We start from the raw sequence: 23,044 nt of genomic DNA, 5'->3' as shown, positions 1-23,044 counted from the left end.
GTTTTCTTGCGCCGAAAGAAATAACCCCAGAGGTAACAGTTGGTTTTTGTCAACTCTCGGCCGACACCTCATAAAGCTCTCTCAGGTTTCGCTTGAGGATTTTGCCACTCGGGTTACGCGGTAAGGCATCGGCGACAACCACTCGCTTGGGAACCTTGAAGCTTGCCAGTCGCGCCTTGCAATGATTGACGACCATCTCTTGGTCGATGGTCGAACCGTCCCGGGGAACAACAATTGCAGTAACAGCTTCAACCCAAACAGGGTCGCTTACAGCAATAACGGCTACCTCTGAAACCTGGTCCATCTGGAAGATGGTTTCTTCTACCTCTCTGCTTGAACGTTCTCGCCTCCGGTCTTGATCATGTCTTTCTTGCGGTCGACGATCGTCAGATAGCCTTCCTCGTCGAAGAATCCTAAATCTCCACTATGAAACCAGCCGCCCTTGAATGCCTCCCTGGTGCGCTCTTCATCATTGAAATAACCACTCATAAGCTGGGGTGACCGATGCACGATTTCACCAACGGTCCCTGCTGGCACCTCCTGCTCAGCGTCATCCACCACACGAGTCTCAACATTGAACACAGGCTTACCTGCTGATCCGGCTTTCCGTATCTGGTCCTCCGGCCCGAGAATAGTCGCCGTGGGAGCAATTTCGGTCTGGCCATACAGGTTCCATAAGCGGACCTCTGGCAGGCGCTCTTGAAGTTCCTGCAGAACGGCGACTGGCATAATCGCGGCGCCATAGTATCCCTTGCGCAAACTGGACAATTTTTCGCTGTCAAACATTGGGGAGCGAAGCAGTGATATCCAGACGGTGGGTGGAGAGAAAAACGAGGTGACCTGGTACTTTTCAAGCGCTGGGAGAATGACCTCCGGAGAGGGAGTGGCGGTGATGACGTTCGTGACACCTGCGTAAACGCAGGTCCCGAAAAAGGTGTCGAGTTGCGCGCAGTGAAACAGCGGCAATGCGTGCAGCATTATGTCTGACGACTCGAATCCAGCAGCCATGACGCAGCTCATATGCTGGGTCACGACGGCTTCATGTGTAAGCATGGCACCCTTTGGAAGGGATTCGGTGCCACTGGTATAAACAATTTGTGCCAGCATGTCCCCTGATACACGGGGGCGCTGTTGATTGGAATCGGCTCCCTCAATAAGGAGGTCGTCGAACGACGTCATACCTGAAAGGGGGGCTGAGCCAGCCTCATCCGGAATCCAGAGAAATTCGTCGACATTGGTATTCTGGCTGGCAGCCTCCCTGGCCATGTCTGCCATTGAGGTGTCCGTACATAGGATCCTGGCCTTTGAGTGGGTAAGGATGTAGGCCATCTCTTTGGCATTCAGCATGAAATTGACCGGCACCAGAACCGCGCCAATGCGGGCAAGTGCAAAGCGCATTGCGACGAAACCATGGGAGTTTCTAGCCAGGATGGCGACCTTGTCACCACATTGCACGCCGCGCCGGATCAAAGCGTTGGCGAGACGGTCGCAAATGTCATCAAATTCGCGATAGCTCCAGTTTATCTGACCGCAAATAACGGCTGTCTTGTCAGGGTTCCTCCTGGCTGTACGCCGTAACATGCCGGAAATAGTCTGTTCGCGGGCTGCAGCAATGGTTTGCTCCAGAGCATTTGTTGTCATTATTGGCTCCTAGGTCCATCAGGGCACCGCCAGATTGGATGTGACGGGCATTGATGCTTTGTTGATGTATTCGCGTTTGATGGTTATAGTTACTGAAACATTTAACATATAAGAGCATGGCGTTCGAGGTCAAGCCGGCCGAATGACTTGCACCAGCATAGGAAGGTTTCCTTGAACTCAACAAAGTTCACCACAGCGTGTTACATCCTTTCCTTTGTGGCGTATCACAGCGAGAAGCAGCACTCCTCACGGACCATTGCAAAGTGGGTGAATGTTAATCCGTCAAGGGTGCGCCAACTCATCTCACGCCTGGTCCAGGCGGGCTTGCTGACATCAACCAGGGGAGGGAAAGGAGGGGTCACAATGGCCCGCGCACCATCCACTGTCTCTTTGCTGGATGTATTTGAGGCAGTTGCGGAGCCAAACGTGGAGCTTTTCTCGATAGATAATCCGTTTTCAGACTGGAAAGACCGGTGCTATGTGCATGACGTACTGAGCGGTCTTCGGAATGAGATGGACCGGGATTTCCGAAATCGTCTGGCCTCAATCAAGGTGTCATCCCTTTATAGTGCTGACAGGGCACTGGAAAAGGAGGGGCTGGCCGATGCTATTACCCCATCCCACATGAAAGCCTGATTCCTTGGTTTTCCTGGCAGTCGCTGCGTGCATTACACAGGTGCGCCCCATTAATTCCACAACAAAAATGAGGGTTCGAAATAATGAGTAGTACACCATCTGCTTTTGCAGTTACTGATTCGACAACCGGTGAGGAATACAACCTGTTTCTGGATTCGGTTCGAAAAATCCTCCATCAGGAAGTGGCGCCCTTTTATGACGACTGGGAGGAAGCCCACCAGGTTCCCAGGGAACTTTGGAACAAACTGGGCGAGGCCGGCCTGCTTGGCGTGGACCTTCCCGAGGAATATGGCGGCTCTGATGCAGGGCCGGATATCTGCCTGATGATCGTTGAGGAAATATCACGGCAGGGCTTCGGGGGCCTGACCGGTGGCTACAACATCCATTCAAATATTGTCATTCCCTACATTGAGCGGCTGGGCACCGACGCGCAAAAGCAGCAGTGGCTGCCGCGGATGGCAAGTGGCGAGGTGTTGGGCGCTATTGCAATGACGGAACCGGGTGCCGGCAGCGACCTTGCGGGTATGCGTACCTCAGCCCAGAAAGTGGATGGGGGCTGGAAGATCAACGGGGCCAAGGTATTTATTACCAATGGCATCCTCGCAGACATGGTCATCGTCTGTGCCAAGACCGATCCGGGCGCCGGGGCTCGTGGTGTGTCGCTGTTTCTGGTCGACACCACCTTGCCGGGTTTTGCCCGTGGCAAGTCGATCCGCAAGATTGGCCAGCATGCCAGCGATACCGCTGAGCTTTTCTTCGATGACCTGGTCGTTCCTGACGATGCCCTGCTGGGTGAGGCAGGCAAAGGGTTTGGTTACCTGATGCAGGAATTGCCCCGCGAGCGTCTGGGCGTCGCTGCCCAAGCACTGGGAGCCATCGAGGGTGCGCTGAAACTGACCCTGGACTACGTCCAGGATCGCCGGGCATTTGGCCAGCGCATCGCGGATTTCCAGAATACCCGGTTTACCCTTGCCCAGGTGCGGGCGGACCTTGATATGGGGCGCGGGTATTACAACCAGTGCCTGCAACGCTACCTGGCGGGTGAAATGACAGCGGTGGATGCGGCTGTCATCAAGCTGCAGCTAACGGAGATGCAGTGCAGCTGTATTGATCGCTGTATGCAGCTGTTTGGCGGTTACGGTTATACCCTCGAATATCCTATCTCCCGGTTTTATGTGGATTCCCGGGTGCAGACAGTCTATGCCGGTACCTCTGAAATTATGAAGGAGGTTATTGCTCGAGATATGCTAGGACGGGCACATTAGGGGAGGCAGGTTCCGGCAGGGTGTGTTTCCCTGCCCATGAGGGCAGGGAAACAGTGCTCAGGCGCCGTGGTTGTTAACATCCACTTTAGACCAGACTTCCTTCCAGAAAAGCTCCGTCAGCTCCTCGCTGCTTTCAACGCTTTTAACGAGTGGCAGCCACCGATTGAGCGTTTCCGAGAATTCCTTGACGATCCGGGCAGCATCTTCCACTCCATATTTTTCTTCATAGGCCGAGGCAATCTGTTCGGCATCCCTGCGAGTAAACTCGGCTGTCGCCGTAATCAGGTCCTGGTCGGGCTGATGTACTTGAATCTCAGGGTCCGACTCCACAGAAGCCATGTTTTCCTCATGGCTAAGCATGTAAGACCAGCTTATATCGGCGGCAAACAGCGCAGACCCGCGCATCACGTGGGTGCGCTGCTTTTCCGTCAGGCTACTCCAGGTATCGCTATTAATATTGTTGACCGCCAAACCTGCGAACAGGCCACCGGGCACGTTTACTGTGATATCGGTTACGACTTCCATCAGGTTGATCAGGGTGAGTTCTGGAGTGGACATCATAGAGCAGTCCAGAACTCCCTGGCTCATTGCCTCGTAAACCTCGTTCTGGGGAATGGACACCGGTGAGGCATCAAGGTCCTCCGCCCAGCGCGCCCATTGGGCGCCCCCTGCACGCAGGCGCTTTCCTGCAACGTCTGCCAATGAGGTTACGGGAGTGTTGCATAGCAGGTAGTAAGGTGTGGTTGCCCCTGCACCGGTAAAGACCTGTCCCTGTTGTGCGAACTCCTGCATACATTCCGGACAATCAAGCATCAGGTACTCTGAGAGAGCGCCAGCATAGGCAAGCCCCATGAGTTTTGAGTCTATTGATTCCCCAAGCTGCACCACCATAGAAAGTTCGGCGAGCATGCTATTGAGCGGATATTGGGCAGGAAAGTAAGGAAACAGAAGTGTTCCACTGTCTGCCATGCCATCTCGGATGCCATCAGACATTTCCGCCCAGTTTAACAGTGACAAGGCATACACCTTGGCGCTGACATCGCCCCCTGAGATCTCTTCCATCGCTTCGGCGTAGGTTGTCGTTGATTCTGCCCCCATGGAACCGGGTGCATAGCCGGTGGCATGACGAAGCTGTACTGCTTGAGTGCTGGTTGAGGCTAAAGTAACACCCACAGCGAGTGCAGACAGGAGTGAGATCGTTTTGTTTTTGTTCAGTTTCATAATGAATCTCCTAGGCTAAGGTTATTGTTATCGTAACCAATACCGAAGTGTAGAGGAAGTTGGAGATACGTCAATAAATCTTTCATACAGAAGACGAACTCCATGCCGGAATCCTAGGCTAGGCGTGTCCACTACACCGGGGGAAGTCCAAACTCTTTCTAGAAGTGTCCGCAGTAACGGGGTAGAACCCCTTCGCAGTCAAGTCGCTATTCACTTTAGGGGATAGCCCCACCGTCTTCTTCACTATCTAACTCGTAGTTGCATAGCTGAGTCTGCGTAGTTCCTCGCACATGACCGGATTATCACGCTGGCGTTGGCTTTGTTCGCTGAGAAGCCGCGATCGGTCGAGACGTGCAAAGTTACCAGAAACGTTGATATTGTACCTTCGTATATTATGCTATACAGTCGTATAGTATTGATGAATTCGACAGGTGATAATGATGAAATCGGTTGCTTTAATGAGCACTTCCTCACCGGAACCACTGGCCGGGATTCGGGTCGTCTCGCTCGCCTCCAACCTGCCAGGCCCCGTCGCGGCCGCGCAACTGGCTAGCATGGGTGCACAGGTCACTAAAATTGAGCCCCCAGCTGGAGATCCGCTTGCTGCAGTGGCCCGAGCTTGGTACGACGAGCTTGTGGGTGATCAAGAGATCGTTGTCCTGGATCTAAAGCAGTCCGAGCAGCGAGGCCGTCTCGATGATTACCTTGCAGATGCTGATGCCCTAATAACGGCCATGCGTCCGTCTGCGTTAAGCCGTCTTGACCTACACCGACTCTCCGAGACTCACCCTGCTCTGGTTCACGTCGAAATAGTCGGCCACGACGGAGATGCGGCTGAAGTTCCCGGGCATGATCTGACCTATCAGGCTGCACACGGCACGTTGTGTCCGCCGACCATGCCACTCGTTCCGGTGGCGGACTTTCTGGGTGCTGAGCGTGCGGTCTCTGCTGCGGTCGCGGGACTCCTGAGTCGAACGCGCGTTGGTAGGGGTGGCCACTACAAGATAGTACTTGACCATGCCGCTCAGATGGCTGGTGCCGCAGTTCGCCACGGTCTGATGGGGCCTGCAACGCCTCTGGGGGGAGCGTTACCCACCTACCGCATATATCCCACTTTGGACGGCTATGTCGCTCTCGGTGCGCTCGAGCCCCACTTTGCCGCCCGGGTTTCAGAGCATATCGGTCGTACGATTGAGGAGCTCGAGTCCACTTTTAAAACACGGCCTACAAGCTACTGGGAAGTGATCGGTCGCGAGCTCGATATTCCTCTGGCCGAAGTCAAGACCCCTACCTCCGGAGTAACAAATGACTAATCGTGAAGCAGTTATCGTCGATGCCGTAAGAACCCCGGTCGGCAGACGTGGTGGAATACTGAGCCAATGGCATCCCGCCGACCTGCTCGGCTGCACTCTAAGATATCTTGTTGATCGCAGCGGCGTTGATCCATCCACAATCGACGACGTGATCGCTGGCTGCGTGCTGCAGCACGACCAACAGTCCTCCAACATCGCCCGTCATGCCGTGCTTTCCGCCGGCTTGCCCGAGTCCGTGCCCGCGGTAACTGTGGACCGCCAATGTGGTTCCGGCCAGCAGGCAGTCAGCTTTGCCGCCCATGGTGTCATGGCTGGTAGTTATGATCTGGTGATCGCAGGTGGGGTTGAATCGATGTCGCAGGTGACTATGCCGTCAGCATTTCAGCCAGGTGCGCCACTCGGCCCGCAGTACGGACCGCTTGAGCTGGAGCGCTACGACGGTCGACTTATGGCACAGGGGCCAAGTTCCGAACTCATGAACGATCGCTTCGGGCTTAGTCGCGAGGAACTTGATGCTTACAGTGTTCGAAGTCATAAGCGGGCCCTCGCTGCTACCAGGGCTGGTGCTTTTGTCAAACAGATGGTGCCAATCACCGCCGATCCCCAAGACCCCAACGGTCCATGTATTTCCGCTGATGAGGGCATTCGCGAGCATCTCGATACGGAGAAGATAGCGGGCCTGAAGACGGTCTTTGCGAAAAATGGCCGCACGACGGCCGCGAACGCATCTCAGGTTAGCGACGGTGCGGCGGCACTACTGGTCGCTGATCGTGGATATGCTGAGCAAAAAGGCCTCAAACCACGCGCCCGCTTTCGTGCTATGTCGGTCGCGGGTGCGGACCCCGTGATCCAGTTCACCGCGATACTTGAGGCTACCCACAAGGCACTAAAAATGGCGGGACTAAGCGCGGCGGACATTGATTTGTACGAGGTCAACGAGGCTTTTGCAGGCGTACCGCTGATGTTTCAGCGCGAATTCGATATTCCGGATGACAAGCTCAATGTCAACGGTGGCTCAGTCGCAATCGGGCACCCGCTGGGCTCAACCGGTGCCCGCATGCTTACGGATTTACTTTGTGAACTTGAACGCTCAGGGAAGAAGTTGGGCTTACAGACTATCTGTGAAGCTCATGGCACTGCCAACACAACAATAATTGAACGCATCTGAGGAGAAAGATATGCAATCGACATATATTACTAAGGGCCGTCCTTCCACCCATGGTGACAGCTACCAGCTCAACACAACGACCATGATTCGGCATGCGGCCCGGACTTATCCAGAACAAGAAATCGTCTACCGTACCGCCGATGGCGGCTGGGACCGGTACACCTACGGCGAGTCCTACCTCCGGATCTGTCAGGCGGCCAACGCATTGCGCAGACTCGGCGTCGGCCCTGGGGACGTAGTTGGCATCCTGGACTGGAATAGTCGCCGACATTTCGAGCTTTATTGGGCGATCCCCGGCCTCGCTGCCGTCATGCTGCAGATGAACCTTCGTTTGGCGCCCGAGGATTTGGGCTATGTTACCGACCACAGTGAGGCGTCCTGGATTCTAGTTGACGAGACCCTGCTGCCAATTGCAGAGAAGCTCGCTCCGCTGGTGCCTCAAGTCAAAGGCTGGATCGTGATGACCGACCGTCCGCTGTCGCAGATCAGCACGACCCTGACGAACGTGCATCACTTCGAGGATCTGCTCCGGGCAGAAGATAAACACATCGATTGGCCGATGGTGGACGAGACGTCGGCCTACAGCGCCTGCTACACGACAGGCACCACCGGTAGGCCCAAGGGAATCTACTACTCCCACCGCGGTATCTATCTGCACACCTTGGCGATGGACAGTGTGATCGGCATGAGTAGTGACGACACCGCCATGCTCATTACGCCGATGTTCCACGGTCAGTGCTGGGGTCTTCCGCAGGCCGCCGTCCAGGCGATGGCTAAAGTCGTCCTGCCAGGCCGCTACGTCGCTGAGGATACGTCGGTTTTGGTCGATGCAATGATAGAAGAAAAGGTTACTGTAGCTAACGGTGCGCCAGCGATCTTTACACCGATGCTGGAGTACATCCGATCACTGGACAACAAGCCCGACTTCAGCCGTGCGAGGCTGCTGAGCGGTGCCACCGAGCCATCTTTGAGTCTGATGCGTGGCTTTTATGATCTAACCGGGGCCGACATTATTCACGCCTATGGCGCCACCGAGACCACTCCGCTGGTCACGGTCAACAAGGGGCTTAAACCGTCGCTGCGCGAAGTGTTGAGCGACGAGCAAACATGGAACCGCAAGCGCTGCCAAGGCTTGATGGTATCGGGCGTCGACTTCCGACTTGTTGACGGTGCCGGTAAGGATGTGCCCTTCGACGGCATTTCCCAGGGCGAGGTGTTATTAAGAGGACCTTGGATCATCGAGAAGTATCATAAGCTTGACGACGATGGAGATCGCTTCCTCGACGGCTACTGGCGGAGCGGTGACGTCGGCACGATCGACCAGCACGGCTACCTCAAGCTGACCGATCGTCTAAAAGACGTGATCAAGAGCGGCGGCGAGTGGATCTCCTCCATCGACATGGAAAATGCGCTGATCGCACACCCGCGCATCCGCGATGCTGCAGTTGTTGGCATTGAGCATCCCAAGTGGCAGGAGCGCCCTGTCGCCCTGTTGGTTACCGACGACGGCACCGAGTTGCCGCTGGACGAGATCCACGAAGTTCTAACACCCAATTTCGCCAAGTGGCAGCTGCCAGATACTGCCTTGTTTCTCGAAACGTTGCCCCGCACCAGCGTCGGCAAGCTCGACAAGAAGTCGATCCGCGCCACTTATAAAGATATCTACAAGGACATCTGATGGCTATTCTCAATATCCGCCGCAACGAATCCATCGTTATCCTCGAACTCAATCGGCCAGAAGCCCGCAATGCACTTAACGAAGAAGTCTTAAGCGCACTGGGACAGGCGCTGGTGACTTTTCAGTACGACGACAGTGTGCGTGCCGTAGTAATCCACGGTGCCGCTGGGAACTTTTGCTCGGGCGCCGACATCACTGCCTTTGACCGTATTCGTGAGGATGCGCTGATCGGCCCGCGCAAAGCCCTTGGTGGTACGTTCTGGGATGACTTGGCAGGCTTTCCCAAGCCCGTTATCGCCGCTATAGAGGGCCTGGCGTTGGGCGGCGGCTGTGAGCTTGCCCTTGCCTGTGACATCGTCATCGCAGCTGAAACCGCGAAATTTGGGGTGCCCGAGGTGAAGCTCGGCGTCATCCCCGGCGGCGGCGCCACGCAGCGTTTGGTAAGCGCGGTAGGCAAAGCCAAGGCAATGACCATGCTGCTAACTGGCAATTTCATCAGTGCGGCTGACGCATGCGCCGATGGCATCGTCGCCCGCGTGGTCCCAGAGGGTGAGGCTCTTGACCAAGCACTTGCAATGGCTGGACATATTGCCGCCAATTCGCCGCTGGCCGTAGCGCTGGCCAAAGACGCGGCGTTGCAGGCCTTTGAGACATCACTCAGCCATGGTCTCAAGTATGAAAAGCAGAACTTTCATTTGGCAATCCACTCAGCCGACAGCCACGAGGGTCAGGCCGCCTTTCTGGCGAAGCGAGCACCTCACTACACAGGAAAGTAAACACCATGAGCGAATTGTTTCCCGATTATAAGGCACCTTGGGAGGCCGAGGACCACACGTTGCTGCGCGACCAAGCGGCCAAGTTCTTCGCCCGCGAAGTCACGCCTAACCAGGAGCGATGGGCTGAGCAGCACCAGGTTGACCGTGAGTTATGGAACAAAAGCGGCGCTGCTGGTTTATTGTGTACTGGCCTGCCCCATGAGTACGGTGGTGGTGGTGGCAACTTCGGCCACGAGGCCGTGGTCCAAGAGGAGCTGGCGCTGGCCCGAGACACTGCGTTCGGATTCAGCGTACACTCGACCATCGTCGCCCATTACATAGCGGCTTATGCAACAGAGGCGCAGAAGCAACGCTGGATTCCGGCAATGGCGAACGGTGAGAAGGTGATTGGCATCGCTATGACCGAGCCCGGCACGGGTTCGGATTTGCAGGCAGTGCGTACGACCGCGATCCGCGACGGTGATCACTACGTGATCAATGGGTCAAAGACGTTCATCTCGAACGCCACCCACGCTGACCTGATGGTTGTGGTGGCTAAGACTGACACGTCAGAAGGCGCCCGTGGTATTTCATTATTCGTGGTCGAGGTGGACAAGGTCGAGGGCTATGAGCGCGGACGGGTGCTGCAGAAGGTTGGGCAACACGGCCAGGACACGCGCGAGCTTACCTTCATTGACATGCGCGTACCCGCGGAGAATTTGCTTGGTGGCAAAGAAGGCCAGGGCTTTTTCCAGTTGATGGAGCAGCTACCCCGTGAGCGCTTGATTATCGGGATTGCCGGTGTCGCGATGGCCGAAGCCGCAGTCTTGGAGGCGATCAAGTATGCCAAGGTACGGACGGCGTTTGGCAAGCCAATCCTGGATTTTCAGAACACGCGCTTCGTGCTTGCCGAGTGCAAGACCGAGGTCTTGGCCGCGAAAACCTTTATGGATCACTGCGTCCAGCGCTACATGGACGGTGATCTCGACCCTGCCACCGCTTCAATGGCTAAGTTGCTCGGTACTGACAAGCAGGTCGCCATCATCGACCGTTGTCTGCAAGTGTTCGGCGGCTATGGTTATTTGATGGAGTATCCAATCGCGCAGATGTACGCCGCTGCGCGGGTGCAAAAAATCTACGGTGGCACCAACGAGATCATGAAGGAGCTGATCGGGCGATCACTTTGACGGAACCTGTTAGCATACTATCGTTGCGATGCTGTAGTAGCCCCCATTTAAACCGGACACCTTGTTAGAAGCAAAGGCCTAGGCATAGACCTAGTGCAAAGGAGTGTCCAAGGTGGAGAGAATCGAAGTCATAACCGGAGTGCAGCGTCGTCGCCGGTATTCCGCGCAGGAGAAGGCATTCATGGTCGCGGAGTGTGAGCGGCCTGGCATGTCGGTATCGCTTGTCGCACGACGTCATGGTATATCAGCAAGTCTTTTGTTCCGTTGGAAGAAGCTGATGAAAGACGGTGGCATGTCCGCGATTGAATCCGGTGATGAGGTTGTCAGTGCATCCGAGGTGAAGGCCCTGAATAAGAAGGTTCGGGAGCTGGAGCGGATGTTGGGCCGCAAGACAATGGAAGCTGAAATACTCCGGGAAGCCCTGGAGGTGGCTCAGTCAAAAAAGTTGATCTCGCGCATGCCGTTGCTGCCACCGGACGATACCCTCTGAAACGGGTTGCGGAGGTAATGAAGGTATCGCGCTCCAACCTGTTGGATCGCCTTCATGGTCGCCAGAAAGGGAGAAGTCCTAGATACGACAAGCAGGACGATGACCGGCATTTGCCGTTCATCCGAGAGCTGTGCGATGCCCGTGCTGCCAATGGTTATCGAAGGATCACTGCTCGGCTGAATCGTTTGCTTGCAGCCAACGATGAGCGAGTGAACCACAAGCGCGTGTACCGATTGATGAAGCAGGATGGACTGTTGTTGCCCCGTTACACGGGCCGACCCCAGGAGCGCTGCCATAACGGCCAGGTCATCACCTTGAAGCCAGACCTTCGCTGGTGCTCAGACGGCTTCGAGATCCGTTGCTGGAACAAAGAGGTAGTTCGTGTGGCCTTCAGCCTAGACTGCTGTGACCGCGAACTGATGCGCTACGTGGCGACCACCGGCGGAATCACCGCCGAGATGGTTCAGGACTTACTGCTGGAAAGTCTGGAGTACCGCTTCGGCCAGTCAGAACAGGTCCCACATCCGTTGGAATGGCTGACGGACAATGGCAGTTGCTACATTGCCAAAGAAACGCGAACCTTCGCATCCTCTCTGGGTTTTGTGGTGTGCACCACGCCTGTGAGAAGCCCTCAGAGCAACGGTATGGCTGAAGCCTTCGTGAAGACGTTCAAAAGGGACTATGTTTACCTGAACGATCTTCCTGATGCAGCCTCTGTGATGGCGAAACTGCCGGAGTGGATCGAAGACTACAATCGCAGCCATCCGCATAAGGGACTGAAAATGAAATCGCCCTGGGAATACCGGGCGGAACTGGCATCAAATTGATGAGGTGGTGTTCGGTTTAGCGGGGGCAACTACAGATGCAGACCGGGACATTGATAACAATGTCCCGTGATAAAGGTAGCCGATGAATGGAGATGGAGCATCCTCTGGGCCACGCATTAACACTGCGGGCAGCTGCCTAGATGAGACTGTAAATAAATCTGTGTAACTACCCTCCACATTACAGGTGGCCGTCCAGGCGGTCACCGAACTCGATACAAAAGCAATTCAATGCCGGCCCCAATCACGGATTGGCATGGTACATTTCTTTGAGGCCTGCTGGATCGCCAAGAAGGCCACTTTCAGTGCTGAGTTATCCGTGGTGGAAAGCTTGAGACGCTTGGTGGCTTTGTGGATGACGCTATTCAGTAACGCAATGGCATTGGTGGTGTAGATCACCTTCCGGATGGCCGGGCGGGACTCGAAGAGCGTGATGAGATTGTTCCAATAGTAGTGCCAGAATCAGGGAGATCTGAGGGCACGGGTTGTTGCAGGTTCGCCAAAGGCTACCAGCGCCTGCCGGGCCTCGTGTTCTGATAGATGTACTTCAGATCGGCTGTATCGGCTCTGTTCTGCCGTTCCGGATACTTAACGAATCATGTGCACGATGCACAGTTGCACCTTGATCTGGGCCACTCAGCAGCAATGGCATTTGCAAAGCATTTGAGGCAGCCCAGACGGACGATCAGTATATCCTCCAGACCACAGTTCTTCAGTTCCGTCAGAACTATAGCCAGAACTTCGCACCCTCTGTCTTGGCTAGCCAGAGGCCTAGCAGTTCCTTCAGGCCCTCCATTTCGATGCCCATGGCCAAGTTTGTTGATCACTCTCTTGTCCTGACGAATGTTCAGAACGACGCAGCAGCCCAGATAGACGATGTGGGGAATTGGATCAACCGGACGATGCTGCCATTTGTGAAGCGTGTCGATCACACGTTCGGCCACCTTGGACAAGCACGTGGTCGAGATTTCCGCGTCTCAAACCTCCTTGCAGGGGGCCACGATTTCCCGGCTGCTCAGGCTCTTGGTGTAAAGCGCCAGGATCTGGTCGTCAATCTTGTCAGGCGGGTCTGTCTTATGAAGATGGACTGAGGTCCAACGGAACCGTCCCGGTCACGAGGAGACGTTATTGGCATTGCTCCGTGCTAACCCTTCAGGTGCTTGGCGGATATCCCTTACGGCTGTTGCTGGTGCCACGGCACCAACAATCGACCGCTCGCAGCAATGGCAAAAAATAATCATTCAGGCATTTCTCGACAGAGAATAATGCCAAAAGTTCGGATGTCGTCGAGCGACACTGCAGGGTAGCAGTTTCAGACTACGCCACTAGAACGTTCGTGGATGAGGCTGAGTATGGCGAATGGCCTATTTATATTTTTTTTGCATAGAGCAAAGTCGATCTTGCAGCATACAGCCATGTCGCCATGCTTTTTATTTAAATATCAATATAAGCGGTCTTTCTATAACCCATATTTCGATACATCAACTTTCGAAAATATTTCTTCCCAATAAATTTCCGAAAGCTCTTCCGAACTATCAGCTTCCTTTACACGATCAACCCACTTTCTCAGAATCTCAGTGAAATCGCTGAGCAAGGCGTCTCCATTTTTAACTCCGTGTTTAGTTTCGTAGTATGAGACCAGCTCAGACATATCATCTTCAATGAATTCCTTTGTTAGTTTTACAAACTGCTCAGATGCATAATGCATTTGGCCATCATTTTTCCTGAAATCTTCCATAACCTCTCTTGCCTGAAGCTCTGATTGCCAAGCTATTTCGGCAGTTAGAAATGCTCCGGCTTTTAGGATTGCCTTGCGCTGATCAACGTCAAGGCTTCTCCATGTATCCCTGTTAAAGGTAGCCCCACCAACACCAGCATAAACGCCGCCTGGCAGGTCAATTGTCACGTGGTTTACTACCTCTGAAAGTCCAAGATTTCGAAGCTCAGAAGGCTGTGCCAATGTACAATCAACGACACCTTGGGATAACGCTTCCCGAATATCGTTAATTGTCATATTAACTTGCGTGGCATCAAACTCTTTCAACCAACGAGCCCAGTGAGATCCCCCGGCTCTAACCCGAGTACCATTCATCTCTGAAGGCTTCGTTATTTTCTTGTTACACAGTAGGGCATAATTTGCTGTAGTCACGTTAGCTGTATACACCTGATTTTGAGATTGATATTCATTTAAGCACTCAGGGCAGCTATGGAGTATGAATTCAGCCATCGCCCCCTGAAAAGCAAAGGTCCCCTTACCATTTAAGTTATTTTCACTGATAAGTTTCATTTGCATTGCGGACTCATTAACCATATTGCTATGAGCATAACTTCCCGGCCAATAAGCCATGATTACGAATCCAACATCAGCAATTCCGTCCCTTATTCCTGGGGATGCTTCAGCTGCGCTCAGAAGAGAAAGAGGGAACACTTTAGCGGAGACCTTGCCGCTTGAATATTCGTTCACCTTAGAGGCCCACTGCTCAACGACATTTGTTGGTAATGATCCAGATGGATAGGGAGAAGCAAAATTAAGCGTTGTAGCATTAGCGGTAGATACAATCAGAGATATTAATATAACAGTTGACAATAAGTTGGTAAGGCTTTGTTTTTCATGATATAGTTCCTTATATTATGTTGTTTTTGTTCGATTTTAAGGGGTATTTTTATCCTAATTCGTCATATTCTCCTTGTGGTGCGTAGGGTGGGGAATGCTTCGCTAGAAAGGAAGGCTGACTTTCGTGGCTGTCGACTGAGTGGATCGTCAAGTGAAAATTTTGACTTACCTCCCTCAGACTTGGGCTGGTGGATATCTCAAAGGTTTGAAATGTTGTGTCTTCTACGCGAACTGCAGCCAACGGCGATTTGGCAGCCGGAGGCGGGCCGGGCAGGTTGGGGGCGAGCGAGCCCCTCCAAATCCCGGTCGATTGTTCAGGTGCGTGAGCGCTCATAAGCTGGGCATCCGCAGATATATCAACATCGTCAGAGCAAGTACCTGTCTGCGACTCTGGTTCACTAATCCCCCCGTTAACGCGACCTGTATGCGGCCGCGTTCGGATTGGCCCTGAACATCTTCGATGACAGTGAATCCCGTAAGAGTGTCGCCCGGACGCACCGGGTGGCGGAACTCCAAGTCACGGATACCGGCGCCGCCTATCACATCCCAGTGCCGGAAGAGACTACCGACGGTGAGTCGTTGGTATACCGCCAGGGTTTGTACACCACTTGCAATCAAGCCTCCGAAGTATCCTTTGTTCGCAGCGCGACGCTCGTCGATGTGGAAGAACTGCGGATCCCACTGGGTTGCAAACGTTACGATTTCTTCTTTGCTGAGCGTGTAGCTGCCTAGCTCGACCCGGTAGCCGGAGCGTAGGTCCTCTCTATCTGGGACAAAGGTTGGAGTAAACGATTTCATCATTATCACCTGCCGAACGCATCAACACTATACGACTGTATAGCAAAATATACTAAGGTACAATATCAACGTTTCTGGTAACCTTGCACGTCCCGACCGATCGTGGCTGCTTAGCGTACAAAGCCAACGCCAGCTTGATAGTCCGGTCATGTTCGAGGAACTACACAGACTCGGCTATGCATAGGAGTTAGATAGTGAAGAAAACGGTGGGGGTATCCCCTAAATTGAATAGCGACTTGACTGCGAAGGCACGCATCCGCAATGCGGCATTCGCTCTGTATGCGAACTACGGAGAGGACGCGACCTCGATGCGTGCCATTGCCGAGGCGGCGGGTGTAACGGTTGGTTTGGTGGTGCACCACTTTAGAACCAAGGACGGACTGCGCGAGGCCATTGAGCAACATATTGTTGATTTGTTCTTCGGCGCGATCGAGCAAGTCCCCCTCGAAGGAACCACTGCGGAGATTGCAGCTGCTCGTGACGAAGCAGTCGCGGACATGCTCTCTGATAACCCAGCGGTAGTCGGTTACCTCAGGCGGGCTTTGCTCGATCCCATGGGGCACCGCGGCCGTATTCTGGAGATGCTCACCGATCTCGCTGCCAAACAAGTGGCGACTTTGCGCAATGTCGGCGTTGCGTCGAAGGCACACCGTGACTCCAGTCAAGTAATCGGCGTCATGATTCGCCAGCTCGGGCAGCTCTTTCTTCAACCCATGGTCGATTCCATGTGGAATCAATTGGCCGGACCGAACGCGGCTGAAGATGACAAGCCGCTCCTGGTAGTAAAGGTGCAGGAGTCCTGATCCGAAGGAGCGTCTTGATACAGATCTATTCGCTCCTTAGCATCATTTGCTTGTTTATCTTCCAACACCCCCTAATATCATTTCACTGCTGCGGGTCCCAGTCCGGTTTAAATGGGGGCCACTACACTGATAGAGTCAGTCGATACAGCCAGTTCCGAAAGTCTCGCACGCAAAGGGCAATGTCAATGGCCATTTATTTTGACCCACCTTTGGCCAATAAAATTGACCCACCTTTCATAGTCTAGCTTGTTGTCTTCTGCTTTAGCCGATAGCTTTCTCCTCCCAGCATAAAGATGTGTGAATGGTGGATGACGCGGTCAATGATCGGCACCGCCACGTTGTCGTCGTGGAAGAACTCGCCCCAGCTGGTGAAGTCCTTGTTGGTGGTCAGGATGATGGACCGGTATTCGTACAGGCTGTTGATCAGCTGGAACAGGTTGTACCGGGCCTGCCGGGTCATGGGCAGGTAACCCAGTTCATCAATGATCAGCAGGTCGTATTTGGCCAAGGCGCTGACCCGCTTTTTCAGCTCACCTTTCATCTCGGCCAGTTCCAGTTCTTCCACCAGATCCAGGGCGTTGCGGAACAGCACCCGGTAGCCGGCCTCCACGGCTTTGTAGCCAATGCCGATGGCCAGGTGGGTCTTGCCTACACCGGGCGGGCCGATAAACACCAGGTTGTTCCGTTCGTCGATGAACTGGAAGTCCAGCAAGGCATTTACCTGACGTTTGGTAATGGTGGTCTGGTGCCGGTAATCGAAGCCCTCCAGGCGCTTCTCCGCTGGGAACGCAGCCATCTTCCGGTTCCGGCGGATGCGTTTGTCCTGGCGCTGAACCAGTTCGTGTTCAGCGAGCCGGTCCGCGAAGCCCAGGTAGGACATCTCGTTGGCTTCTGCCTCGGCCAGCAGGTTGATTAGTTCGTCGGCGGCTGCGCTCAGGCGCAGGCTGCGGTATCGGCTCACAGTTTGCTCAAGCTGGCTCATGGGTCACCCCCTGGCCACTGGAGTGGCCAATACGGCGATAAGCACTCAGGTCCAGCGCTTGCTGTGGTTCTGGCAGCGGTTCCGGCTGCCGTTCCCGCAGCGTAGCTGCCTGGGCTGCTTCCAGGTAACTTTGCAGCCGTGTGGCGGTCATGCCGGGGCGTTCTGCCAGCGTTGTGATCAACGCCAGATCCACAGGCGCATGGCGCTTGAGCAGGTCTCGGGCAGCCACCAACTGATCCTTGTAGATCTTGGGCTCGGAACGCTTGAGCTGTTGGCACAACCGATGCCCGATTTCATTGCCGACCAGGTCGTTGATCTTGCTCTCAAGGGTGGCCACCCGCTGGGCATGATCCCGGTAGTGATGGGTGTTCTTGAACACCTTTCCCTTGTCGGAACATAGAGCGTGACTGGCAATGACATCGCCCGTTTCCAGGTCGCTAATTTGGAGCTGACTGCCGGACTCCAGAACGCCCACCCGGGCCTGTTGCCAGGCCATGGGCACAGAGTACTTGTTGGCCTTCCAGGCGATCAGGCCGGTCTTGTCGGCTCGACGTGTCTCGTGGACCACCGGCTGCACGCAAGCTGGTGACAGGTAGGCCTCCAGGTGTTCTCGCTCATCCCGTTCGAAGCGTTCCCGGGGTGGTTCGCCGGTGGTGCCGTGAATGCGGATATTGGCTACGCTCTCAACCCAGTCCTGCACGTGCTGGCGCACGTGCTCCTGATCCCGGAAGACCTCACCGTAAAGGCAATCCTGCTTGACGTACTTCACGCCAGCTTCCACCTTGCCCTTGCTCTCCGGGTCATAACCTTCGCAGGCATGGATCCGGAACCCGGCCGTGGTGGCATACTCGTGGAACCGTTGGTTGAGGGTCAGCTCCCGGTACTGTTCGTTGATGACCACCAGCTTGGTCTGATCGTAGACGCATTCCTCCGGCAGGCCACCGAAGTAACGCAGGGCTTCGTTATGGAGTTGGATAAAGGTCTGGGTATCCAGTGGGCGGAAGGCCAGACCCACGTACATCAACCGCGAGTAGGACAGCACGAACACCACGAAGTGCAGCGTGCGCTCTTCGCCACCAATCAGCACGCCGCGCAACTCACCCGGGTCCACCTGACACTGAACACCCGGCACATCGTCCAGAATGGGTTCGTAATAGCGCATCTGGGCTGAGGCCACTTCCTCCTTGAGCGTTCGCACATAGCGGCGAATGGAACGATCCGAAGCTGGCAACTCACCAACCTTCGCTTGCAGCTTGCGGGCAATTTTGACGGCGCTGAGCTTGGGGAATTCTTTGAGAAGATGAATCAGATAATCCCGGTGATCATCGAGGCGCTTGGTGCGTGAGGGATCTTCTATCTGTTCCGAAATCGCGTTCTCATCCATCCGCAGATACTTGCGAACGGTATTGCGGGACAACCCCAGTTCCTGACTGATGGCGCGGATCGACAACCCTTTGCCGTTATCGTGCAGTGCCTTGATCTTGTGTATCACAACCCACTCCTTCACTGACATGCCCCCGGCCATCGATAAAAGCCGGGGACAGTAGCTGGTTCTGTGGCCTGACGGCCACTCGGAGGTGGGTCAAAATTAATGGCCAGTAGTGGGTCATTTTAATTGGCCATTAACAGGCAAAGTCGACCTTTCGATGAGCTCATTTCATTTTGATGTCCCGGCATACGGCCAGCAACCGGATGGATGGCATAGCTAACAGTGATTAAAAGCAACTGCCCCTCTGGCTTAATGGTTGTCAGCTTCGTAATGCTCAGGTAGGCCCCTACCTGAAAAGGTCTGCTTTGTGGTTTGGGCGCCAATGTGACCGCGGCAAACATTGGAAAGCCGACCTTTTTGCCCCGCCGAGATGGGCTAGTCAAGGAAGCTTGGGTTGTCGCCCAAAGAGCACGGTGCTTGATTTGACGCAAAGCTAAGCACCATGAAAAGGGCGTCCGGTGGGTGCCACTGGGCCAGAATGGCAAGCTCTCAAAATTACGAGTAGTCGCCGTACTTCAGCTTCTTAATGTACCTTTCCAGAACTTCACACCCGGTGGGCGTCCCCATCAGTGTCTGTGGTGACTCGCCAGCCAGAGCCGGTACCGGTGTCTCCAGCCAGCGGCTGATGAGCTGTTCATCACCATCGAAAAGGTTTTTTAAAGCGTCTTCGAAGAGTTCTTTAGCTTTCTGATCGCTATCCATGCCGTTGACCACCCACCGTAGTTTCAAAGTATTCTGCGCGTTTTCTTGACCTCCACCACGCGGCGGTGGCCCCGGTGGGTCATTATAATATTGATTAGTAACAAGATTTACTAATTAGTAAATCTTGTTACTAAAACATACTAACCTCAATGGGCCAGACTAATTTGTAAGGTGTCGAGTGCTTGGCGGGCGTCGAGGGGACTTGTCATTTATTGCGCGACCAGATTGTCAAACCCTCTCGTGTGATGTTCGCCAGAAAATCCGGGTTGGAGTGCTTCGAGGGTTCCCGCCATTCCGCTTCCCAGATGGGGAAAGGCTGAATCCTTACGCCCGTTTGCACTAACACATCAAAGGCTCGGCGTGCCATTTCCAACTTGGTTAAATCCCTTGGCACACCCTGCAGAATCACCGCAACGTCGACATCGCTCTCGGAGTGATAATCTCCTCGAGCCCGACTGCCGAACAGAATCAGTTGGATAACATCATAGTCATCAGCGAGTCTCTCGCGGAACTGGAGGATCACGTCGCCGATATCAACCTGGCCGTCCATGATCGTTTGCTCAAAGCCAACAGAGGGCGCGTGGTCCCAATCTTTCTGCTCATCTGGGATTGGCGCGGCTGGATCACATTGCGCCACCAAATCTGTCAGGTTGTATCGCTTCCGTTGTGACATGGGCTTCTCCTATCGCAGCGGTCCACGACGTCCCAGAATCACGGCGGCCTGCATGATGCCGGCGGCCGGCTCTTCGAAGCGCTCCGGCGGTTGATACTGACCATCCCACGGCTGGGCATGACGATAGCGCACCACGTCTTGCCCTTTAAGCTCTATGACCTCGTCAAATCCGTTCTCATACCCCTCCACCAGAACGGGTGTGTCCGGAGGCAACGCTCTCAATCGGGCGATCAGTTCATCAGCGGTCATCGACAATCTCCTGTTTTGCTCAGATCGAACACAATGGGTGGATTGGTAGGCTCGTATCGAGTGGTGCAGGTGCTCGCGTTTATGAGTCGGGTCTGCCCTCGCAGGTATTGGCCGTAGCCTTCGTGAATGTGACCGAATACGTGGGCCTGAAGGTCGGTGAGTTGTTCCAGACGCTGTTCGAGGTCAACACAGCCGACATGCCTGGCGCGAAAATCCACCGCTACCTGGTCACCGATGCCTCTTGGTGGACCATGAGTTATCAACACGTCGGTATTTTTCGGAATCAGCTGCCATTTTTCGCGCAGTGCCTGGCCCCGCTCAAGAATAAACGCCCAGTCCAGGAACTGCGGCGTCCAGGGGGAGCCCCAAAACCGCAACCCATCAAGTTCGACCCCACTGTCTTCCAGGTATATCGCATGGGTTAACGTCTCCCGAGCCAACCCTGGTGCTTCCTGAAAGACCCAGTCGTGATTGCCGGCGATAACGATTTTATGCTGGTGGGGTAGGGTGCCCAGCCAATCGTTCAGGTCGGCCAGATTTTCCAGCGTACCCTGGCCCAGGCTGTCACCGGCGTGGATCAGTATGTCGCCGTCCGGAATCTCGGGGATACGCCGGTGCATGCCGTGAGTATCCGAAATACACACGAGCCTCATCGCGATCTCTCCTGAGCGCCTGGATGGGTGAGCAACTGAGCTTCGAGCGACCAATCCATATACGGGAGTAGGCGAACCATATTCCTTGCGTCGTCCACACCACGATGATGATGCCCCTCGAATTCAAGGTGGTGGTAGGCGAGCGCGTGAGCTAGACCGTTTTTCCGTTTCTGTCCGGTCGTGCGACGCCAGATCCGCTTGAGGTTTAGATGGGGCGACAACATGAAGCCAGGGGCCACGTTATGCTTCGTGCTATCGGCCAGAATATGCAATCGGTCGTAGTTTCCCCAACTACACCAGACAAACGATTCCGTTAGCTCACCCAGCCAGGCATCTAACTCCCTTACGACCTCCGGGAATGCTGGCGCATCGTCGACCATGGATTGATCGATACCGGTCAGCGATGTGCAGAATTGGCTGAGCTGGGGTGACCAGGTTGGCCTGACCAGAAACGACTTGCTGTCCAAGAGTTTTCCATGCCGGGTGGTCAGGGCGCAGCCAAATTCAATGATCTCCATATTGTTGACGCTTTGGGGTTCTCCATCAGGCGTCCGGCGGTTCTCCCAGCAGGTAGCCTCTAGGTCCACCACGAGCAGTGGGCTATCAGGGGCCTGTTCTGTCATGACGATTCGTACCCCGCGAGCGTGATGAGTTCCTGCACCGTTAAAAGAGTGGGCTCTCCCGATGCCTCCAGCGTGTCGATCCAGAGCTGGTTTCCTCGTTGAACGATTCCATGGGTACCGATATGGCCGGAAACGACGGTGCCCACACCCCCGATCGTCTGCTCGGGACCGGTGGCTCGGTTCCACGGCCAGGTGCAGTCGATGGCGACCTGGTCGGTGTATTCAATCGTGGCCAGCTCACGCCAGTCATCGACCGGCGACTGGGCGTGCACGAGCCCCAGCAGGCCTTGTTCGGTCTCGATCGTCATGGTCAGCGGTAGATGGTTCGCGCAACCCGTGGTCAGATCGCGATACTGACTGAAACCCAGCTCATCGACCCATTCACCGCCGATGCGCCGATGTTTCTCCCGGTACCCCGGCCGGTGGCACCACTGATAAACATCAGTTCGTGATTGCCCATCACCGAGAAGACGTTGTCGGTGTGCAGGACCCAGCTGAGCAGGTCCGCTGATTGAGGCCCCCGATCGATCAGGTCGCCCAACAGAAAGAGTCGGTCCACGCCCAGTTCGATATGCTTTTCTTCAATAAGCGCCATCAAGAGCGCGCGATGGCCATGCAGATCGCCGCAGACCCAGTCCCTGCCAAACCGGTTACACCCGAAATGCTGATGGACAACCAGGCTTCGTCTCATGAGGGAGGCTGCTCGTCATCTGGGCTTGGGTCGCGCTGAGGTCGGTTTCGGCTATGCCCATCACCCGTAACGCTGTTCGAAGCTTCGCCCAGTAGCCGCTCCCCCATATCGATGAATGCGGTCATGGCCTCGCTCATCGTCTGATCCGGCTTCGTCCCGGAGTGTTGCTGCCAGTAAATAACCGCTAGCCGCATCAGTGCCTCGTAGCTGAGCGGATCCAGCACGACGCCAAGAAGATTCTCGCCATCACTGATCCCAATCGGAGCAGCCTGGAGACAGGCTGCAGAGTGGGTACTTAATGTGTCAGTTGTGACAAAACCGTTGACAAACGACAGGCTCGACATTTTTCGCATACCTCTTGGGTGTCTCATTTTTTTACGGTAATCTGTTTCGTAACTAGATGCAAATGCTCATGGGTAGCACACTACTACACTGTGTATTGAAAAATGAGGGCAACATCCAGAGGGTGGAGGGCATGAAGTGGTTAAAAAAATCAGTGAAAACAAAATTCTGGAGAACCTGGATGCCGATGGGGCCCACGCGGACGAGCTAAGCACGGGCCCGCTGGCGAGCATCTTTGCATATCGTG

The 23,044-nt window shown here is 54.8% G+C and carries 24 protein-coding genes and 1 pseudogene; 9 read left to right on the top strand and 16 right to left on the bottom strand.

Annotation, left to right across the window (positions count from 1 at the left end; all coding sequences use genetic code 11):
• Positions 1–49: 49 nt before the first annotated feature.
• Both LJ360_RS13805 and LJ360_RS13800 read right to left on the bottom strand, forming a co-directional pair.
• Positions 50–304 (bottom strand): AMP-binding enzyme, encoded by a 255-nt coding sequence (locus LJ360_RS13805; RefSeq protein ID WP_264994312.1) that lies wholly within the window; start codon positions 302–304, stop codon positions 50–52.
• A 17-nt stretch (positions 305–321) separates the two neighbouring features.
• Positions 322–1,641 carry an AMP-binding protein gene (locus LJ360_RS13800; protein WP_264994311.1) on the bottom strand — a complete coding sequence of 440 codons (1,320 nt, stop codon included), beginning with the start codon at positions 1,639–1,641 and terminating at the stop codon, positions 322–324.
• Between the two features lie 216 nt (positions 1,642–1,857).
• Between LJ360_RS13800 and LJ360_RS13795 the strand changes: the two genes are divergently transcribed.
• Both LJ360_RS13795 and LJ360_RS13790 read left to right on the top strand, forming a co-directional pair.
• Positions 1,858–2,277 carry an RrF2 family transcriptional regulator gene (locus tag LJ360_RS13795; protein ID WP_245742734.1) on the top strand — a complete coding sequence of 140 codons (420 nt, stop codon included), beginning with the start codon at positions 1,858–1,860 and terminating at the stop codon, positions 2,275–2,277.
• Between the two features lie 83 nt (positions 2,278–2,360).
• Positions 2,361–3,542, top strand: coding sequence for an acyl-CoA dehydrogenase family protein (locus LJ360_RS13790; protein WP_264994310.1), 1,182 nt, complete (start codon positions 2,361–2,363; stop codon positions 3,540–3,542).
• 57 nt (positions 3,543–3,599) lie between these two features.
• On the opposite strand, the gene LJ360_RS13785 is transcribed toward LJ360_RS13790, so the two are convergent.
• Positions 3,600–4,763 carry a C4-dicarboxylate TRAP transporter substrate-binding protein gene (locus tag LJ360_RS13785; RefSeq protein ID WP_264994309.1) on the bottom strand — a complete coding sequence of 388 codons (1,164 nt, stop codon included), beginning with the start codon at positions 4,761–4,763 and terminating at the stop codon, positions 3,600–3,602.
• Between the two features lie 440 nt (positions 4,764–5,203).
• Between LJ360_RS13785 and LJ360_RS13780 the strand changes: the two genes are divergently transcribed.
• The 6 genes from LJ360_RS13780 to LJ360_RS13755 all read left to right on the top strand — a co-directional run bounded on the left by LJ360_RS13780 (position 5,204) and on the right by LJ360_RS13755 (position 12,181).
• The gene (locus tag LJ360_RS13780) at positions 5,204–6,076 is read left to right on the top strand and encodes a CoA transferase (protein WP_264994308.1); all 873 of its coding nucleotides are present in this window, start codon (positions 5,204–5,206) and stop codon (positions 6,074–6,076) included.
• Complete coding sequence (locus LJ360_RS13775; RefSeq protein ID WP_264994307.1) at positions 6,069–7,244, top strand: thiolase family protein; 1,176 nt, start codon at positions 6,069–6,071, stop codon at positions 7,242–7,244. The genes LJ360_RS13780 and LJ360_RS13775 overlap by 8 nt, the downstream gene beginning before the upstream one ends.
• Positions 7,245–7,254: 10 nt before the next feature.
• Positions 7,255–8,922 (top strand): long-chain-fatty-acid--CoA ligase, encoded by a 1,668-nt coding sequence (locus LJ360_RS13770; protein ID WP_264994306.1) that lies wholly within the window; start codon positions 7,255–7,257, stop codon positions 8,920–8,922.
• Positions 8,922–9,698: an enoyl-CoA hydratase/isomerase family protein gene (locus LJ360_RS13765; protein ID WP_264994305.1), complete on the top strand. Its 777-nt coding sequence runs from the start codon at positions 8,922–8,924 to the stop codon at positions 9,696–9,698. Before LJ360_RS13770 ends, LJ360_RS13765 begins: the two co-directional genes overlap by 1 nt.
• 5 nt (positions 9,699–9,703) lie before the next feature.
• Positions 9,704–10,864, top strand: a complete 1,161-nt coding sequence (locus LJ360_RS13760; RefSeq protein ID WP_264994304.1) for an acyl-CoA dehydrogenase family protein — start codon at positions 9,704–9,706, stop codon at positions 10,862–10,864.
• A gap of 112 nt (positions 10,865–10,976) precedes the next feature.
• A protein-coding gene (locus tag LJ360_RS13755) for an IS3 family transposase (RefSeq protein ID WP_264994303.1) occupies positions 10,977–12,181 on the top strand; the annotation gives its coding sequence in 2 pieces (ribosomal slippage) (positions 10,977–11,304 and positions 11,304–12,181; 1,206 coding nt in all).
• Between the two features lie 178 nt (positions 12,182–12,359).
• On the opposite strand, the pseudogene LJ360_RS20055 reads toward LJ360_RS13755, so the two are convergent.
• The 3 genes and pseudogenes from LJ360_RS20055 to LJ360_RS13740 all read right to left on the bottom strand — a co-directional run.
• Positions 12,360–13,375 (bottom strand): annotated as a pseudogene (locus tag LJ360_RS20055) (IS256 family transposase); the annotation flags it as partial.
• Between the two features lie 262 nt (positions 13,376–13,637).
• Positions 13,638–14,642: a hypothetical protein gene (locus tag LJ360_RS13745; protein WP_264994301.1), complete on the bottom strand. Its 1,005-nt coding sequence runs from the start codon at positions 14,640–14,642 to the stop codon at positions 13,638–13,640.
• Positions 14,643–15,122: 480 nt separating this feature from the next.
• Positions 15,123–15,593 (bottom strand): MaoC/PaaZ C-terminal domain-containing protein, encoded by a 471-nt coding sequence (locus LJ360_RS13740; RefSeq protein WP_264994300.1) that lies wholly within the window; start codon positions 15,591–15,593, stop codon positions 15,123–15,125.
• Between the two features lie 191 nt (positions 15,594–15,784).
• Here LJ360_RS13740 and LJ360_RS13735 point away from each other — a divergent pair, with 191 nt between their 5' ends.
• Positions 15,785–16,393 carry a TetR/AcrR family transcriptional regulator gene (locus LJ360_RS13735; protein WP_218144780.1) on the top strand — a complete coding sequence of 203 codons (609 nt, stop codon included), beginning with the start codon at positions 15,785–15,787 and terminating at the stop codon, positions 16,391–16,393.
• Between the two features lie 241 nt (positions 16,394–16,634).
• Here the strand turns inward: LJ360_RS13735 and istB are convergent, their stop codons facing one another.
• From istB to LJ360_RS13685, 10 genes are all read right to left on the bottom strand, one after another.
• The gene (gene istB, locus LJ360_RS13730) at positions 16,635–17,375 is read right to left on the bottom strand and encodes an IS21-like element helper ATPase IstB (RefSeq protein ID WP_041336312.1); all 741 of its coding nucleotides are present in this window, start codon (positions 17,373–17,375) and stop codon (positions 16,635–16,637) included.
• Positions 17,362–18,867: an IS21 family transposase gene (gene istA, locus LJ360_RS13725; protein WP_213480217.1), complete on the bottom strand. Its 1,506-nt coding sequence runs from the start codon at positions 18,865–18,867 to the stop codon at positions 17,362–17,364. Before istA ends, istB begins: the two co-directional genes overlap by 14 nt.
• 492 nt (positions 18,868–19,359) lie before the next feature.
• Positions 19,360–19,566 (bottom strand): MbcA/ParS/Xre antitoxin family protein, encoded by a 207-nt coding sequence (locus tag LJ360_RS13720; protein ID WP_143066680.1) that lies wholly within the window; start codon positions 19,564–19,566, stop codon positions 19,360–19,362.
• A 205-nt stretch (positions 19,567–19,771) separates the two neighbouring features.
• The gene (locus LJ360_RS13715) at positions 19,772–20,239 is read right to left on the bottom strand and encodes a nucleotidyltransferase domain-containing protein (protein ID WP_264994299.1); all 468 of its coding nucleotides are present in this window, start codon (positions 20,237–20,239) and stop codon (positions 19,772–19,774) included.
• Positions 20,240–20,248: 9 nt separating this feature from the next.
• A complete protein-coding gene (locus LJ360_RS13710; RefSeq protein WP_264994298.1) occupies positions 20,249–20,488 on the bottom strand; it encodes a hypothetical protein in 240 nt (79 codons plus the stop codon).
• The gene (locus LJ360_RS13705) at positions 20,485–21,141 is read right to left on the bottom strand and encodes a metallophosphatase domain-containing protein (RefSeq protein WP_264994297.1); all 657 of its coding nucleotides are present in this window, start codon (positions 21,139–21,141) and stop codon (positions 20,485–20,487) included. The genes LJ360_RS13710 and LJ360_RS13705 overlap by 4 nt, the downstream gene beginning before the upstream one ends.
• Positions 21,138–21,764 (bottom strand): 3'-5' exonuclease, encoded by a 627-nt coding sequence (locus tag LJ360_RS13700; RefSeq protein ID WP_264994296.1) that lies wholly within the window; start codon positions 21,762–21,764, stop codon positions 21,138–21,140. The genes LJ360_RS13705 and LJ360_RS13700 overlap by 4 nt, the downstream gene beginning before the upstream one ends.
• On the bottom strand, positions 21,761–22,072 hold the full coding sequence (locus LJ360_RS13695) for a hypothetical protein (RefSeq protein ID WP_264994295.1): 312 nt from the start codon (positions 22,070–22,072) through the stop codon (positions 21,761–21,763). Before LJ360_RS13695 ends, LJ360_RS13700 begins: the two co-directional genes overlap by 4 nt.
• Positions 22,073–22,104: 32 nt before the next feature.
• Positions 22,105–22,455 carry a metallophosphoesterase gene (locus LJ360_RS13690; protein WP_264994294.1) on the bottom strand — a complete coding sequence of 117 codons (351 nt, stop codon included), beginning with the start codon at positions 22,453–22,455 and terminating at the stop codon, positions 22,105–22,107.
• Entirely contained in the window at positions 22,452–22,799 is a 348-nt protein-coding gene (locus LJ360_RS13685; protein ID WP_264994293.1) for a hypothetical protein, read from the bottom strand. The genes LJ360_RS13690 and LJ360_RS13685 overlap by 4 nt, the downstream gene beginning before the upstream one ends.
• Positions 22,800–23,044: the final 245 nt, after the last annotated feature.

The organism is Marinobacter sp. AN1 (genome assembly GCF_026013985.1).
Taxonomy (GTDB): Bacteria; Pseudomonadota; Gammaproteobacteria; order Pseudomonadales; family Oleiphilaceae; genus Marinobacter; species Marinobacter segnicrescens.
This window is presented reverse-complemented; position numbering and strand designations above follow the sequence as displayed.

Excerpts from the sequence above, each read along its gene's own strand:
- LJ360_RS13710 (WP_264994298.1), bottom strand. The coding sequence starts at position 20,488 with ATGACCGCTGATGAACTGATCGCCCGATTGAGAGCGTTGCCTCCGGAC.
- istB (WP_041336312.1), bottom strand. The coding sequence starts at position 17,375 with ATGAGCCAGCTTGAGCAAACTGTGAGCCGATACCGCAGCCTGCGCCTG.
- LJ360_RS13715 (WP_264994299.1), bottom strand. The coding sequence starts at position 20,239 with ATGTCACAACGGAAGCGATACAACCTGACAGATTTGGTGGCGCAATGT.
- LJ360_RS13740 (WP_264994300.1), bottom strand. The coding sequence starts at position 15,593 with ATGATGAAATCGTTTACTCCAACCTTTGTCCCAGATAGAGAGGACCTA.
- LJ360_RS13785 (WP_264994309.1), bottom strand. The coding sequence starts at position 4,763 with ATGAAACTGAACAAAAACAAAACGATCTCACTCCTGTCTGCACTCGCT.
- LJ360_RS13765 (WP_264994305.1), top strand. The coding sequence starts at position 8,922 with ATGGCTATTCTCAATATCCGCCGCAACGAATCCATCGTTATCCTCGAA.
- LJ360_RS13760 (WP_264994304.1), top strand. The coding sequence starts at position 9,704 with ATGAGCGAATTGTTTCCCGATTATAAGGCACCTTGGGAGGCCGAGGAC.
- LJ360_RS13695 (WP_264994295.1), bottom strand. The coding sequence starts at position 22,072 with ATGACGATCGAGACCGAACAAGGCCTGCTGGGGCTCGTGCACGCCCAG.
- LJ360_RS13700 (WP_264994296.1), bottom strand. The coding sequence starts at position 21,764 with ATGACAGAACAGGCCCCTGATAGCCCACTGCTCGTGGTGGACCTAGAG.
- LJ360_RS13790 (WP_264994310.1), top strand. The coding sequence starts at position 2,361 with ATGAGTAGTACACCATCTGCTTTTGCAGTTACTGATTCGACAACCGGT.
- LJ360_RS13780 (WP_264994308.1), top strand. The coding sequence starts at position 5,204 with ATGAAATCGGTTGCTTTAATGAGCACTTCCTCACCGGAACCACTGGCC.
- LJ360_RS13805 (WP_264994312.1), bottom strand. The coding sequence starts at position 304 with ATGGACCAGGTTTCAGAGGTAGCCGTTATTGCTGTAAGCGACCCTGTT.
- LJ360_RS13800 (WP_264994311.1), bottom strand. The coding sequence starts at position 1,641 with ATGACAACAAATGCTCTGGAGCAAACCATTGCTGCAGCCCGCGAACAG.
- LJ360_RS13775 (WP_264994307.1), top strand. The coding sequence starts at position 6,069 with ATGACTAATCGTGAAGCAGTTATCGTCGATGCCGTAAGAACCCCGGTC.
- LJ360_RS13685 (WP_264994293.1), bottom strand. The coding sequence starts at position 22,799 with ATGTCGAGCCTGTCGTTTGTCAACGGTTTTGTCACAACTGACACATTA.
- LJ360_RS13720 (WP_143066680.1), bottom strand. The coding sequence starts at position 19,566 with ATGGATAGCGATCAGAAAGCTAAAGAACTCTTCGAAGACGCTTTAAAA.
- LJ360_RS13690 (WP_264994294.1), bottom strand. The coding sequence starts at position 22,455 with ATGAGACGAAGCCTGGTTGTCCATCAGCATTTCGGGTGTAACCGGTTT.
- LJ360_RS13705 (WP_264994297.1), bottom strand. The coding sequence starts at position 21,141 with ATGAGGCTCGTGTGTATTTCGGATACTCACGGCATGCACCGGCGTATC.
- LJ360_RS13770 (WP_264994306.1), top strand. The coding sequence starts at position 7,255 with ATGCAATCGACATATATTACTAAGGGCCGTCCTTCCACCCATGGTGAC.